General features: G+C 69.3%; 12 protein-coding genes. 7 read left to right on the forward strand and 5 right to left on the reverse strand.

Going from position 1 to position 13066, the window contains the following annotated elements:
- Positions 1–336 precede the first annotated feature (336 nt).
- Positions 337–1116, reverse strand: coding sequence for a hypothetical protein (locus ITJ61_RS14475; RefSeq protein ID WP_194686530.1), 780 nt, complete (start codon positions 1114–1116; stop codon positions 337–339).
- Positions 1117–1276: 160 nt separating this feature from the next.
- Here ITJ61_RS14475 and ITJ61_RS14480 point away from each other — a divergent pair, with 160 nt between their 5' ends.
- The 6 genes from ITJ61_RS14480 (at position 1277) to ITJ61_RS14505 (ending at position 7127) form a co-directional block, all read left to right on the forward strand.
- Complete coding sequence (locus tag ITJ61_RS14480) at positions 1277–2395, forward strand: ABC transporter substrate-binding protein (protein WP_228496679.1); 1119 nt, start codon at positions 1277–1279, stop codon at positions 2393–2395.
- Positions 2392–3372 carry a siderophore-interacting protein gene (locus tag ITJ61_RS14485; RefSeq protein WP_194686531.1) on the forward strand — a complete coding sequence of 327 codons (981 nt, stop codon included), beginning with the start codon at positions 2392–2394 and terminating at the stop codon, positions 3370–3372. Before ITJ61_RS14480 ends, ITJ61_RS14485 begins: the two co-directional genes overlap by 4 nt.
- 7 nt (positions 3373–3379) lie before the next feature.
- Entirely contained in the window at positions 3380–4459 is a 1080-nt protein-coding gene (locus ITJ61_RS14490; protein WP_323744372.1) for a FecCD family ABC transporter permease, read from the forward strand.
- Complete coding sequence (locus tag ITJ61_RS14495; protein WP_194686533.1) at positions 4456–5556, forward strand: FecCD family ABC transporter permease; 1101 nt, start codon at positions 4456–4458, stop codon at positions 5554–5556. The genes ITJ61_RS14490 and ITJ61_RS14495 overlap by 4 nt, the downstream gene beginning before the upstream one ends.
- Complete coding sequence (locus ITJ61_RS14500) at positions 5556–6398, forward strand: ABC transporter ATP-binding protein (RefSeq protein ID WP_194686534.1); 843 nt, start codon at positions 5556–5558, stop codon at positions 6396–6398. The genes ITJ61_RS14495 and ITJ61_RS14500 overlap by 1 nt, the downstream gene beginning before the upstream one ends.
- A gap of 132 nt (positions 6399–6530) precedes the next feature.
- On the forward strand, positions 6531–7127 hold the full coding sequence (locus tag ITJ61_RS14505) for a DUF1349 domain-containing protein (protein ID WP_194686535.1): 597 nt from the start codon (positions 6531–6533) through the stop codon (positions 7125–7127).
- Between the two features lie 82 nt (positions 7128–7209).
- Here ITJ61_RS14505 and ITJ61_RS14510 read toward each other — a convergent pair whose 3' ends face one another.
- On the reverse strand, positions 7210–8496 hold the full coding sequence (locus ITJ61_RS14510) for an SLC13 family permease (protein WP_194686536.1): 1287 nt from the start codon (positions 8494–8496) through the stop codon (positions 7210–7212).
- A gap of 47 nt (positions 8497–8543) precedes the next feature.
- The gene (locus ITJ61_RS14515) at positions 8544–9647 is read right to left on the reverse strand and encodes a PrpF domain-containing protein (protein ID WP_194686537.1); all 1104 of its coding nucleotides are present in this window, start codon (positions 9645–9647) and stop codon (positions 8544–8546) included.
- A gap of 101 nt (positions 9648–9748) precedes the next feature.
- On the opposite strand from ITJ61_RS14515, the gene ITJ61_RS14520 reads away from it, so the two are divergent.
- Complete coding sequence (locus tag ITJ61_RS14520; protein WP_104239943.1) at positions 9749–10684, forward strand: LysR family transcriptional regulator; 936 nt, start codon at positions 9749–9751, stop codon at positions 10682–10684.
- A gap of 144 nt (positions 10685–10828) precedes the next feature.
- On the opposite strand, the gene araA is transcribed toward ITJ61_RS14520, so the two are convergent.
- A complete protein-coding gene (gene araA / locus ITJ61_RS14525; protein WP_194686538.1) occupies positions 10829–12346 on the reverse strand; it encodes an L-arabinose isomerase in 1518 nt (505 codons plus the stop codon).
- Positions 12343–13044, reverse strand: coding sequence for an L-ribulose-5-phosphate 4-epimerase (locus tag ITJ61_RS14530; protein ID WP_194686768.1), 702 nt, complete (start codon positions 13042–13044; stop codon positions 12343–12345). The genes araA and ITJ61_RS14530 overlap by 4 nt, the downstream gene beginning before the upstream one ends.
- Positions 13045–13066 lie beyond the last annotated feature (22 nt).

Here is a 13066-nt window from a genome sequence, read left to right on the forward strand (position 1 = left end):
TCGGGATGGGTTGCTCGCCTCGGGATGGGTTGCAACCCATCCGGAGGCGTGGAAGCCATCCCGAAACGGGCCCCAGGTTCGGAGACGCGGCGCAGCGGCGTTCCTGCGTTCCGGCGCTGCTGCGCTGCTCTGCGTTTCGCTCTAGCCCCAGGTTTCCGCTCGATTCTGCGCGGTATCTCGCCCAAGCTCCAGGTCTCGGGATGGGTTCCACGCCTCCGGATGGGTTGCAACCCATCCGCAGGCGTGGAAGCCATCTCGAAACGGAAGAGTGGCGGGGCGGGGCGGGGCGGACGTGCGGCGGGGCGAGGCGAGCGCCAGGAGTGGCCCGGCTCGACGTCAGTCTTCGGTGTCGCGGCGCAGGGGGCCCGGCAGGAAGTGCATCTGCTCGAGTCGGCCGTACTTGACGACAAGCGCCTCGACGAGGTCGCGCTGGTCCTCGTCGTCGATGCGGATCTGCGTGTGCCCGTTGTACAGGAGCAGGTCGTGGGCGTTGGAGAAGATAAGGCGCTCCCAGCGGCTCGACCAGAGCCTGCGCCCCCGCTCGTCGAACGCGACGACGTCGTCCGCGGTGAGGGTCATCATCGCGACGCCATCGCTGCCGCGCACGATGAGGCCGACGGGGAACTCGCTCTTCTCGTAGTCCTCGAAGTAGGCGTTGAAGCCCACCAGGGCCAGCGGATACACGGAGCGAAGCTCACGGGAGACCCTGGAGACCCGCAGCTGACGCGTCTCCGCTGGTTCTGCTGGCTTGGCTGGCGAACTCTCGGCCCCGGTCTCGTCCCTGGCCCCGGTCTCGTCTCCGCTACCGGTGTCGCCCTCGGCGGGCACGGCGACCGGGGTGGACGCCTGCTCCTCGACGGGGACGGCGACGAGCTTCCCGGGCTTGTGGCTCTCGACCCACAGTTCCCAGAGGCGCTGCTCGTTCGCCGGGAACGACCCGCTCGAGGTGACGAACGGCTGGTCCCTGCCGATGACGCGGTGCGTGTACTGCCACAGCGGGAGGCGCCTCGGGCGGGGGCGGATGCTGAGGTCGCCGAAGACGACGATCGCACCGATCGCGATCACCGCGAGCACGAAGATGGCGAGCAGCCCCCCGAACAGCTCGTCTTGATTCACCTTCGAAGAGTAGCGCGGCGAGAGGGCACCCGCGCGACGCCCGAGGTGGCAGGAATGCGATGCCGAGTGACCGCGAAGCGATACGCCGCCTCCGTAAGCTCGGTGTGTTCTGAGGTAAGCCTTACCTCTAGCGTCTGCACTTCTGTCGAATGGAGCCACCTTGACCTCGGCTGTCACCCGTCGCTTGTCCACCTCATCCCGTCCCACCCCGCGACGCTCGACGCATCGCCGCTGGACCGGAGCGCTCGCCGCGGCCACCGTCGCGGTCCTCGCGCTCGCGGGCTGCGCATCCGGTGACGCCGCAGCGGCTGACGGAGTGACGGCGACGGCAGCCGAGGAGGGTGCCCTGCCCGTCACGATGACGCACGTCTTCGGCGAGACCACGATCTCGGAAGCACCAGAGCGGGTCGTGACGATCGGCTGGGCGACGCAGGACGTCGTCGCCGCGTTCGGCACCGTGCCCGTCGGGATTCCCGAGACGTGGGGCGGCGACGAGGAAGGCTACTCGCCCTGGTTCCGCGCGGAGGTCGAGGAGCTCGGCGGCACCATGCCGGAGATCCTCAACTACAACGACGCGAACGAGCTCGACTTCGAGCAGATCCTCACGCTCGAGCCCGACGTGATCCTGGCCCCGCACTCCGGCCTCACCGAGGTCGAGTACAACCGCCTCTCCGAGATCGCCCCGACGGTCGCGTACCCCGAGAAGCCGTGGGCCTCCGAGTCGTGGCAGTCGCTCGTCGAGATCGTCGGCGACAGCCTCGGACAGCCCGCGAAGGCCGACGAGATCATCGCCGAGACGCAGGGCCAGCTCGACACCGTCAAGGAAGAGAACCCGCGGTTCGCCGACACGACCTTCGCGTACGGGCTCACCCTCAGCGATGGGGCGACGGAGGCCGGCATCTACATCCCGAGCGACCTGCGGGTGCAGTTCCTCACCGAGCTGGGCCTCAAGAACACCCCGGCCATGGACACGGTGCTCGGCACCGTCGAGGGCGACAACTGGTACGGCGCCGTGAGCCTCGAGGAACTCGACACCATCCCCGCCGACATCTTCGTCGCCTGGTCGAACAGCCAGGAAGAGCTCGACTACACGCTCAACCACCCCACGTTCAGGCTGTGGGAGCCCATCGCCACCGGCCACTACCTGTTCCTCGAGAGCGAGCCGCTCGCCATGGCGACCAACGCACCCACGCCCCTCTCCATCCCGTGGGCCATCGACGAGTTCGTTCCCATGCTGAACTCCGCCATCGACGGCAACGGAGTCGGAGGCGCGGAATGACCGCCCTCACCGAAGCCGGAACCGCAACGGGAACCGAATCCACAACCGAGTCCGGAACCGAGTCTGAGACAGCAGCGAGCGTCTACGTCGAGCGCATCCACCGCGCCGTCGTGACGGGCGTGCGGCAGCTCGGGCCGGGGATGCTCCGGGTCACGTTCGGCGGCGACGACCTGCTCGACTACCCCACGACGGGGATCGGCGACGAGTACGTGCGCCTCTTCTTCCCCGGCGAGGCGCACCTCGAGCCGCGCCTGCCGTTCGTCTCCGGCCGCGGCTGGGACTACGAGGAGGGTGTCGAGCCGTCGCAGATGCGCACGTACACGATCCGCGACCACCGGCCTGGTGAGATCGACATCGACTTCGTCGTGCACGAGGGCGGGATCGCGAGCACGTGGGTGCTCGGCGCGAAGCCCGGCTACGTGCTCGGGATCAACCCGCCGCGCGACCTGTACGCGCTGCCCGAGGGCGTCGCCAAGCAGGTGCTCATCTGCGACGAGCCTGCCCTGCCTGCCGCGCTGCGCATCGCCGAGCTGACGCCACACGTCGAGACGGAGATCGTCTGCGAGATCCGGGATGCGGGCTACGAGCTGCTCCCGTCGGTAGAGCTCAAGGCGACGCACTGGGTGCGCGGCTCCGGCAACGGCCACCGGCCGAGCCGGCTCGTCGAGGCCGTGCGCCGCCTCGACATCCCGAACGACGGCAGCGTCTACGTGTGGGTGGCCGGCGAGACGCGCGTCACGCGCGAGGTGCGCAGCCACCTCCGCCACACGCTCGGCCTCCCCGGCTCCGCGTACAAGGTCGTCGGCTACTGGACGTACGAGGTCGAGGCCTGGTCGGCCAAGTGGGAGGCACTCGACGAGTCGATCAAGCAGCAGATCATGGACCTCTACGGCGAGACCGGCGACGGCGAACCGGAGATGGATGAGGAGACCCGCATGGACGAGGTCTTCCGCATCTACGCCTCGGTCGGCCTCTAGCCGCGCCGTGGCGACGATCAGCACGGCGGGTCCGAGGGTCGGGGCGGCTCGCTCGAACCCCCGGGACCCGAGCGGGAGCGGCCTGGCGAGCAGCAACGCCAAGCGCACCCTCGCGCTTGTCATCGCCCTCGCGGTGCTCGTCGGCACGGTCGTGCTGAGCATCTTCGTCGGCGCGCGAGCCATCTCGCCCGAGGTGGTCTGGGAGGGTCTGCTCGGCTCGCGCGCCACCGAAGAGCACGTCATGGTGCTCGACCTGCGTATCCCGCGGACCCTCGTGGGGCTTGTCGTCGGGCCCGCGCTCGGGCTGTGCGGCGCCCTTATCCAGGCGTTCACCCGCAACCCGCTCGCCGACCCCGGCATCCTCGGCGTCAATGCCGGCGCGAGCTTCGTCGTGACGCTCGCGGTCGGCCTCTTCGGCTTCACCGCCCCCGGCCAGTACGTGTGGTTCGCGCTCATCGGGGCGTTCCTCGCGACCATGCTCGTCTACGCCATGGGCTCGGTCGGCGGCGGCAAGGCGACGCCCCTCACCCTCACGCTCGCGGGCGTTGCGATCAGCGCCGTGCTCGGCGGCTTCACCTCGGCCATCGTGCTGAAGAACATCGACGCCCTCAACGTGACCCGGTTCTGGGGGGTCGGGTCCATCGGCGGGAGGTCGATGGACGTGGTGCTCACGTGCCTGCCCCTCATCATCGTCGGGGTGGTGCTCGCGCTGTTCTGCGCCCGCTCCCTCAACGCGCTGTCGCTGGGTGACGAGCTCGCAGCCTCGCTCGGGGTGCGCATCCGCTCGACCCGAGTGCTCGTGGTCATCGCCGTGACGCTGCTCGCTGGCACCGCCGTCGCGATCGCCGGCCCGATCGGCTTCGTCGGCCTCATGGTGCCGCACGTCGTGCGCTGGTTCGTCGGGCCCGACCAGCGCTGGATCATCGTCATGTCGATCGTCATGTCGCCCATCCTGCTGCTGGCCGCCGACATTCTCGGCCGCATCGTGCTGCCGTCCGGAGAGCTGCGGGTGGGGCTCGTGACCGCGATCATCGGAGCCCCCGTGCTCATCGGCCTCGTGCGTCGCAAGAAGGTGAGCGGACTATGACCGCGACACGTGAGAGAACTGTCTCCGTCGCCGTCGAGGCTGCTGCCCGGGGCATCGACTTCGGCGACCGCACCTACGCCGTGCGCTTCGGCCGCTTCTCCAACCTCCACCGCCGCCGCGCGGTCGTCGTGTGCGGCGCGATCGTCGTCACCGTGCTGGCGCTCGGCGTCGTCTCGCTCGGCTACGGCACTCTCGCCCTCTCGCCCTGGGAGGTGCTGACGGCGCTCTTCGACGTGGATGCGTCCAGGGCGCACCGGCTCGTCGTGTTCGAGTGGCGCCTCCCGCGGTTCCTGTTCGCCGTGCTGGCCGGCCTCGCGCTCGGCGCAAGCGGCGCGATCTTCCAGTCGATCACCCGCAACCCGCTCGGCTCGCCTGACATCATCGGCTTCTCGACGGGCTCCTACACGGGCGCGATCATCGTGATGCTCTGGATCGGCTCGACCTCGTACTACGCCATCGGAGCGGGGGCCCTGCTCGGCGGGGCCGTCGTCGCGGCGGCCGTCTACCTGCTCGCCTACCGGAAGGGACTCCGTCCGTTCCGGCTCATCATCGTGGGCATCGGCGCGAGCGCCCTGCTCGCGTCTCTCAACGCGCTCATGATGATGCGGGTCAGCCAGGAGCAGGCGATGCTCGCCGCCGTCTGGGGCTCCGGCTCGCTGAGCGCGCTCGGCTACGCGCAGCTGCTGCCGGCGACGCTCATCTTCGCCGCGCTGGTGGTGGGATGCGGGGTCCTCGGGCGTCCGCTCGCGGCGCTCGAGGTGGGTGACGACGCGGCGCTGTCGCTCGGCGTGCATGCGAACCGCACGCGCGCCTTCTCGACCCTCGTCGGGGTCGCGCTGACGGCGCTCGTCACGGCAGCGGCCGGACCCATCTCGTTCATCTCGCTCGCCGCCCCGCAGATCGCGCGCCGGCTGACCAAGGGTGCAAGCCTGCAGCTCCTGCCGTCGGCGCTCGTGGGCGCACTCCTCCTCGTCTCCGCCGACCTCGTCGCGCAGCTCGTCGACCTCCCCGTCGGCGTGCTCACCGTCTGCGTCGGCGGCATCTACCTCGCCTGGCTGCTCGTGCACGAGCAGACCACGAAGAAGGGACGTCAGTGATGACGATCGAAGCGGATACAGCGAGCCTGGTAGGCCCCGCGACGGGCCTGGTCGCGGCTGAGCTCAAGGCCACCTCCGTGCACGTCGGCTACGACGCGCAGCCCATCATCGAGGGCCTCGACTTCGAGGTGCCGGCGCATTCGTTCACCGTCATCATCGGGCCGAACGCGTGCGGCAAGTCGACGCTGCTGAAAGCCCTCGCCCGGCTCCTCAAGCCGAGCGACGGCAGTGTGCTGCTCGATGGCAGCGACATCTTCACACTCAAGACGAAGGACGTCGCGAAGCGCCTCGGCTTGCTGCCACAGACGTCGCTCGCCCCTGAGGGCATCCGGGTCGCCGACCTCGTCGCGCGGGGCCGGTTCCCGCACCAGGGCATGTTCGACCGCTGGTCGGAGGCCGACGAGCGCGCCGTCACCGACGCGATGGCCGCGACGCGGGTGGATGCGCTGTCGTCGCGGTTCGTGGACGAGCTGTCCGGCGGTCAGCGGCAGCGCGTGTGGGTCGCGATGGCGCTCGCGCAGGAAGCACCCGTGCTGCTGCTCGACGAGCCCACGACGTTCCTCGACATCTCCCACCAGTACGAGCTGCTCGAACTGTTCCGGCGGCTCCGCGGCGAGGGGCGCACGCTGGTCGCCGTGCTGCACGACCTCAACCAGGCGGCCCGTTTCGCGACGCACCTCGTGGTCATGCGCGACGGCGAGATCGTCGCCCAGGGCAAACCGGGCGAGGTGCTCACCGCAGAGCTCGTCGAGGACGTCTTCTCACTGCCCTGCCGCATCATCGACGACCCGGAGACCGGCACGCCGCTCGTGATTCCGCGCGAAGGGGTGTGGACGGAGTAAGGGGAGCGGTTCGGCAGGGCAGTGCGCTCGACAGCGATGATGGACTGCGGAACGACCTGATGGCGCGCACGCTCGACCTGGGCTGCGCGTGCCGCCCCGAACCGAACCGAGCCGAGCTGAACGGAGTCGATGATGACGGAACTGAACGCGACGAGCATCCCGTGGGGTGACGGTCACTGGACCAACGAGCCGGTTGCCGCGGAGGCGAGCGAGGACGGGCTCCGCGTCACCGCAGTCGAGGGCAGCGACGCGTGGCGCACCACGTCCTACGGGTTCATCCACGACTCCGAGCACGCGCTGCTGCGTCCGTGCGAGCAGGATTCCGCCGTCGAGGTGGAGTTCGTCGTGGACTTCACCGAGCAGTTCGACCAGGCGGGGATCTTCCTCAAGGTCGACGACGAGACCTGGATCAAGGCCGGCATCGAGCTGAGCGACGGGCAGGAGCAGCTGGGGGCCGTGGTCACCAGGTCCGAGTCGGATTGGTCGCTGGCTCCAGTGCCCGAGTGGGGTGGCCGCCGTGTCACGGTGCGCGCGAGCCGGGAGGGCAACGCCGTCACCATCCGCGCCCGGGTGGACGCCGAGCCGTGGCGCCTCGTTCGAGTGGCACCGCTGGCTGCCGATGCGCGCGTCGCGGCTGGCCCGTTCTGCTGCGCGCCGTCGCGGAGCGGCCTGGTGGTGCACTTCACCTCGTGGCGGACGACGCCGGCGGACGACTCGCTGCACCCGTGAGGCAACGGCCCGCTGGCGCTCCCGTCTCGGGATGCGACAGCGGGCCGTGCTCTGTTGCGGCCGTGTGCTTCTGTGGGCAGAGCTACCCGACCGCGTTGGGGATGATGACGAGGATCAGCCAGCAGAGCAGCGGGGCGATCGCGACGACGGCCACCGCGTTGAGCAGCAGGTGCTTGTAGAAGACGCGGCGGTCGATGCCCTGCGCGTTCGCGAGCACCAGCGCGCCGTTCGTGGAGAACGGTGAGACGTCGACGACGGTGGCCGAGATGGAGAGGGCCGCGACGACTCCCACGATGGGGAGCGCGCCCATCTCGAGCAGCGGCATCGCCAGGGGGATGATCGCCGTCAGGAGGGCAGTTGAGGAGGCGAAGGCGGACGTCAGGCCGATCACGTAGCAGAGCACCAGCGCGACCACGATCGGAGCTCCGATGAGGAGGGCCATGTCGGCGAGGTGGTCGATCGTGCCGAGCTCCTGGAGGATCGACACGTAGGTGATCATGCCGGAGACCAGGAGCACGGTGGACCAGCTGATGCCGGCGATCGCGTCGCTCTGCTTCTTCAGATCGGTGAAGGCCAGCACGACGCCCGCCGCGATGGCGATGAAGCTGATCGGCAGGTGGAAGACCAGGACAAGGACCAGGATCACGGCGATCAGCGCGAGCGTGAGCGCCTGGACGCGGTTCGCCTTCGATGGCCCTTCGTCGTCGATGTCGTGGGCGCCCGCGGTGGTGATGGAGCCGGTCGCCGTGTACTCGAGTGTGCGCACCCGGCTCGCGACGGCGTAGACCACGACGGTCAGGATCGACAGCAGCGTGTTGATGCCGTAGCTGGCGAAGAAGAGCGACCAGGGCTCGATGGCGAGGCCGTTGCCCTCGACGAGGTCGCGCACGATGATCCCCGAGACCGAGATCGGCGAGAACGCCCCGGCGTGGGCGCCGTTGATGGTCATGATGCCCATCACCAGCGGGCTCATGCGGCTGCGGGCTGCGAACGTCATCGCGGCGGGTGCGATCAGGGCCACGGCGGCCGGGCTGAACGTGCCGAGCGCGGTCAGGAACGATGCGACCGCGAAGAAGACCCAGGGGATGAGGGAGACGCGGCCCCGCACTGCGCGGATGCACACGTTGACCAAGAGGTCGATCGTGCCGTTCTTCTTGGCCATGCCGAAGAAGTACGTGACGCCCACGATCGTGAGCACGATCGAGCCGGGGAACGCGGACAGGATCTCCTTGTCGTCGTAGCCGAGGTAGATGGCTCCGACGGCGAAGGCTCCGACGAACCCGAGGAAGCCGATGTTGATGGGGAAGATCGTGGCGATCACGAACATCGCGATCAGTGCGATGAGAGGAAGGATTTCAGTGGACGACATTGTCACGCTTTCGGATCAGGATGGAGAATATGCCAGTGGGGGCGTGCTCACCGCACGTAGAGCTGCGAGTCGGCGAGCCGGCGGGCAGCGCGTCGCAGGAGGACGCGTGAGCCGTCCGCGGAGATCTCGACCTCGCAGCGGAGGGTGCCGCCGAGCGTGCCGATGGTGATCACCCGGACGTCGAGGGCCGAAGCGGAGGACGCAGCATCCGCCGGCTGGCCGACTGGTCCGAGGACCGAGTCGGTGGCGGTCGTCGCGAGGGCGATGGCCACCGCGCTGGTCAGGCCGATGGTCGGATGCGGGTTGTTCATCGAGAGCATGCGGACCGAGACGTCGTAGTCGTTGGCGCTGACCGGCTCCCCGAGCGACGTCACGTAGTCGACGGGCGGGCCGACGATGCCGACCTTCGGGATCGCGTCGAAGGCCTCGTCGATGGAGGGTGCGATGCCCATCGCCACGGCGGCGCGGGCGCGGATCTTGCGCAGCATGGGAACGTACTGGCGCACCTGCTCCTCGGTCGCGGCGGCCGAGACTCCGAGCGAGTCTGCCTCGACAAGCGCGACCGGGGCTCCGGCATCCGCCATCGAGACCGCGACTGTGAGTCCGTCGACGGTGAGCTCGTCACGGTGGTTGCCTGTGGGCCAGAGGCTTCCCGTGGTCGAGCCGACCGGGTTGATGAAGGCGAGGTCGACGGCGGTGCCGGCTCCCCGGACGCCGGGGACGCTCACGATCGCCTCGTGCTCCTCGGTGTCCACCCGGGCGGTCACCTCGGCGCCCGTGTTGAGGTTGCGCATCCGCACCTCGGTGCTCGGAGCCCCGTGTGCGAGGTCGAAGGTGTCGACCGCCCAGAGCGCGACCGCGGTGGCGCAGTTCCCGCAGTTGCTGCCCCACTCGACGACGGATTCGCCGACGGCGACCTGCGCGAAGAGGTAGTCGATGTCGAAGGCGGGGTCGGCGCTCCTGGACACGATGGCGGCCTTCGAGGTGACGGAGGTGCCGCCGCCGACGCCGTCGAGCTGCCGCGGGTCCTCTGCGCCGAACGTGTCGACGAGCAGTGCGGTGAGCGCCGCTCGGTCCGCGGGGACATCGCGGGAATCGAAGATCCAGCACTTGCTGGTGCCGCCTCGCATGAGGGTTGCTGGGGTTTGCATCGTGGAGCCTTTCGTCTGACTCCCTCCAAGCTAGGAAGCGAAAGGCTTCACGTAAATTGAATGTTGCTACGCTCGGCTTTAGCCAAACTGAAAGGTGAGTCATGTCGGACCTCTTCGACGCCGCAACGCTGTCCCTGCTCTTGGACGTCGTGGATGCTGGCAGCATCACCTCGGGAGCCGAGCGCGCGAACATGACGGTGTCCGCCGCCTCTCAGCGCATCACCAAGCTCGAGAAGTCGATCGGCCAGCCCGTCCTCGTCCGCCTCCCCCGGGGTGTGCAGGTGACGGAGGCGGGGGCCGTGCTGGTCGAGCGCGCGAGACTCTTCCGGCGAGAGATGCGGGCCGCGAGGGGTGACCTCGAGGCGCTTCGAGGTCTCGAGCGCGGCACCGTCCGCCTCGGCTCGTTCCCCACCGTGAGCGCGTCACTGCTCTCCGACGCCCTCAAGAGCTTCCATCACTCGCAGCCGAGCATCACCGTGCAGGTGCGGTCAGCGCTTCGGCCGCGGCTCGTCGAGATGCTGCACAGCAGCGAGGTGGAGCTCGCGCTCATGTGGAGCTACGCCTGGACGGAGGCGGCCGAGCAGTCGCTGTCGCTCGTGCCGGTCGCCACGGATCGGACGGTGCTCCTGGTCGCGGCCGACTCCGAGATCGAGGACAACGTGACCGTGAGGTCGCTGCGTTCGGCACAGTGGATCATCCGCAACGACCGGCATCCCGCCTCGGAGGTGCTGTTCCGAGCCTGCGCGGCGGCGAGGTTCGAGCCGCGAGTCGTCTATGAGGCGCACGACTACCAGGAGATCGAGGCGATGGTGGCGGCCGGTGTGGGGATCGCGATGGTGCCGGAGCTCGCGATCGCGCACCACCGGCCGGACGTGCGGATGGTCCGCTTCGCCGGTCGTGACGAGGTGCCGTCCCGTTCCATCACGATCGCGTCGCTCGCGCGGCGGCAGTACACGCCGGCGATGTACGCCATCTCGCGGGCGATCCACGACGCGGCGCGGAGCATCGCGCAGCGGGGCCAGGTCCAGCGGGTGTGACCGCGGCGCGGCATGCCGAGGAGAGGTGCCACGGGGTGGCGCCGTTGGCCCTCTCCGAACAAGAGCGGCGCCACCTCGTGGTCGTCGTTCGGTGCCGCCGCGAGGAGCCGCGGCGGCACCGGGGTCGGTCGAGAACCGTCCGCTCTACAGCCCCTGCGCGAGGCGGTAGTAGGCCTGGTTCCAGCGCACTTCCTTGCTGAACTCGCGCAGGGTGGTGTCGGCGTCGATGCGCAGCAGCTCGGTCTTCGCGATGGTCGCGAAGTCCTCGAACACGTCGATGCCGACGGCGGTCGACATGACCGTGTGGTGCGCGGCGCCGGCGGTGAGCCAGGCTGCGGCCGACACCTCGAACGAGGGCTCCGGCTTCCAGACGGCCCGGCCGACGGGCAGCTTCGGCAGGGGAGCGGTGGGCTCCACGACCTCGACGACATTCGCGACGAGGCGGAACCGGTCGCGCATGTCGCTGAGTGCGACGACGACCGCGGGGCCCGGGTCGGCGGTGAAGACGAGGCGCACGGGGTCGTCCTTGCCGCCGATGCCGAGCGGGTGCACCTCGAGGCTCGGCTTGGCGGTGGTGAGGGAGGGGCTCACCTCGAGCATGTGCGCGCCCAGGATGAGCTCGCTGCCCTCGGTGAGGTCGTACGTGTAGTCCTCCATGAGGCTCGCCCCGCCGGGCAGGCCGGCGCCCATGACGTTCGCGGCCCGCACGAGGATGGCCGTCTTCCAGTCGCCCTCGGCGCCGAAGCCGTAGCCCTCGGCCATGAGGCGCTGCACGGCGAGCCCCGGGAGCTGCTTGAGTGCCCCGAGGTCCTCGAAGCTCGTCGTGAACGCGCTGAAGCCGCCGGCCTCGAGGAAGGAGCGCAGGCCGAGCTCGATGGCCGCGCCGTCGCGCAGCGACTGGTGGCGCTCGGCGCCGCGCCGCAGCTCGGGGGCGACGTCGTACAGCTCCTCGTACTCGGCGACCAGCGCATCCACCGCCGCGTCGTCGACCGCGGCGACGGCGTCGGCGAGCTCGTTGACGCCCCACGTGTTGACCTGAACGCCGAAGCGCAGCTCGGCCTCCGTCTTATCGCCCTCGGTGACGGCGACGAAGCGCATGTTGTCGCCGAAGCGGGCGAGCTTCATGGTGCGCACGGCCTGCCAGGCGGCCGCGGCGCGCGACCAGCTGTCGATCTGCCGCGTCACGCTCGCGCTCGACGCGTGGCCGACAACCGTCTTGCGGGGGATGCCGAGGCGGGTCTGGATGTACCCGAACTCGCGGTCGCCGTGCGCCGCCTGGTTGAGGTTCATGAAGTCGAAGTCGATGTCCGCCCACGGCAGCTCCACGTTGGCCTGCGTGTGCAGGTGCAGGAGCGGCTTCGCGAGCGTATCGAGGCCCTGGATCCACATCTTCGCGGGGCTGAAGGTGTGCATCCACGCGACGATGCCGATGACGTTGTCGTTCGAGTTGACCTCGAGGGCAGCGCGGCGGATGGCGTCGGAATCGGTGAGCACCGGCTTCCAGACGATCTTCACGGGCGTCTTCGGCGACTCGTTGAGGATGTCGACGATGGCCTGCGACTGCTCGGCGACCTGGCGCAGCGTCTCCTCGCCGTAGAGGCCCTGGCTGCCGGTGAAGAACCAGATCTCGAACTCGTCGAAGGAAGTGGTGAGTGCGCTCAACTGAGGGCTCCTGTCGGGTCTTGTCCGTAGACGTTCTGATAGCGGTCGAACAGCGAGTCGACGGCCTGCTGGGGGATGGCGTTCGGAGTGCCGAGCTGTCGGGAGATGTGCACGGTGCGGGCGACGTCCTCGACCATGACGGCCGCCTTCACGGCGTCGCGGGCGTCCTTGCCGATCGTGAACGGCCCGTGGTTCTTCATGAGCACGGCCCGCGAGCGGTGCCCGCGCAGCGTCTCGACGATGCCGCGGCCGATCGAGTCGTCGCCGATGATCGCGAATGGGCCGACGGGGATCTCCCCGCCGAACTCATCCGCCATCGCCGTGATGACGCACGGGATGGGTTCGCCCCGCGCCGCCCACGCCACGGCGTAGTCGGAGTGCGTGTGCACGACCCCGCCCACCTCTGGCATGTTGCGGTACACGTACGCGTGCGCCGCGGTATCGCTCGATGGGGAGCGATCGGAGCCGGGAGTGCCGGGCACGACCTCGCCGTCGAGGGTGCAGAGGATCATGTTGTCGGCGCTCAGCTCGTCATAGCTGACGCCGGACGGCTTGATGACGAACAGCTCCGTGCCCGGCACGCGGCCGGAGATATTGCCGCCCGTCCAGACCACGAGACCGTAGCGCACGAGCTCGTCGTGCAGCGAGGCGACCTCGGCGCGGATGGTGTCGATGCTCGCCTGAGTTTCAGGCGTGATGACGGGCGTGGTGCCGGAGGTC

The sequence above is a fragment of the Pseudoclavibacter sp. VKM Ac-2888 genome (assembly GCF_015351285.1).
GTDB lineage: Bacteria > Actinomycetota > Actinomycetes > Actinomycetales > Microbacteriaceae > Pseudoclavibacter.

What these genes read in the sequence shown, in the direction of transcription:
- ITJ61_RS14495 (WP_194686533.1), top strand. Translation starts at nt 4,456, where the DNA reads ATGACCGCGACACGTGAGAGAACTGTCTCCGTCGCCGTCGAGGCTGCT.
- ITJ61_RS14485 (WP_194686531.1), top strand. Translation starts at nt 2,392, where the DNA reads ATGACCGCCCTCACCGAAGCCGGAACCGCAACGGGAACCGAATCCACA.
- ITJ61_RS14520 (WP_104239943.1), top strand. Translation starts at nt 9,749, where the DNA reads ATGTCGGACCTCTTCGACGCCGCAACGCTGTCCCTGCTCTTGGACGTC.
- ITJ61_RS14515 (WP_194686537.1), bottom strand. Translation starts at nt 9,647, where the DNA reads ATGCAAACCCCAGCAACCCTCATGCGAGGCGGCACCAGCAAGTGCTGG.
- ITJ61_RS14500 (WP_194686534.1), top strand. Translation starts at nt 5,556, where the DNA reads ATGACGATCGAAGCGGATACAGCGAGCCTGGTAGGCCCCGCGACGGGC.
- ITJ61_RS14505 (WP_194686535.1), top strand. Translation starts at nt 6,531, where the DNA reads ATGACGGAACTGAACGCGACGAGCATCCCGTGGGGTGACGGTCACTGG.
- ITJ61_RS14510 (WP_194686536.1), bottom strand. Translation starts at nt 8,496, where the DNA reads ATGTCGTCCACTGAAATCCTTCCTCTCATCGCACTGATCGCGATGTTC.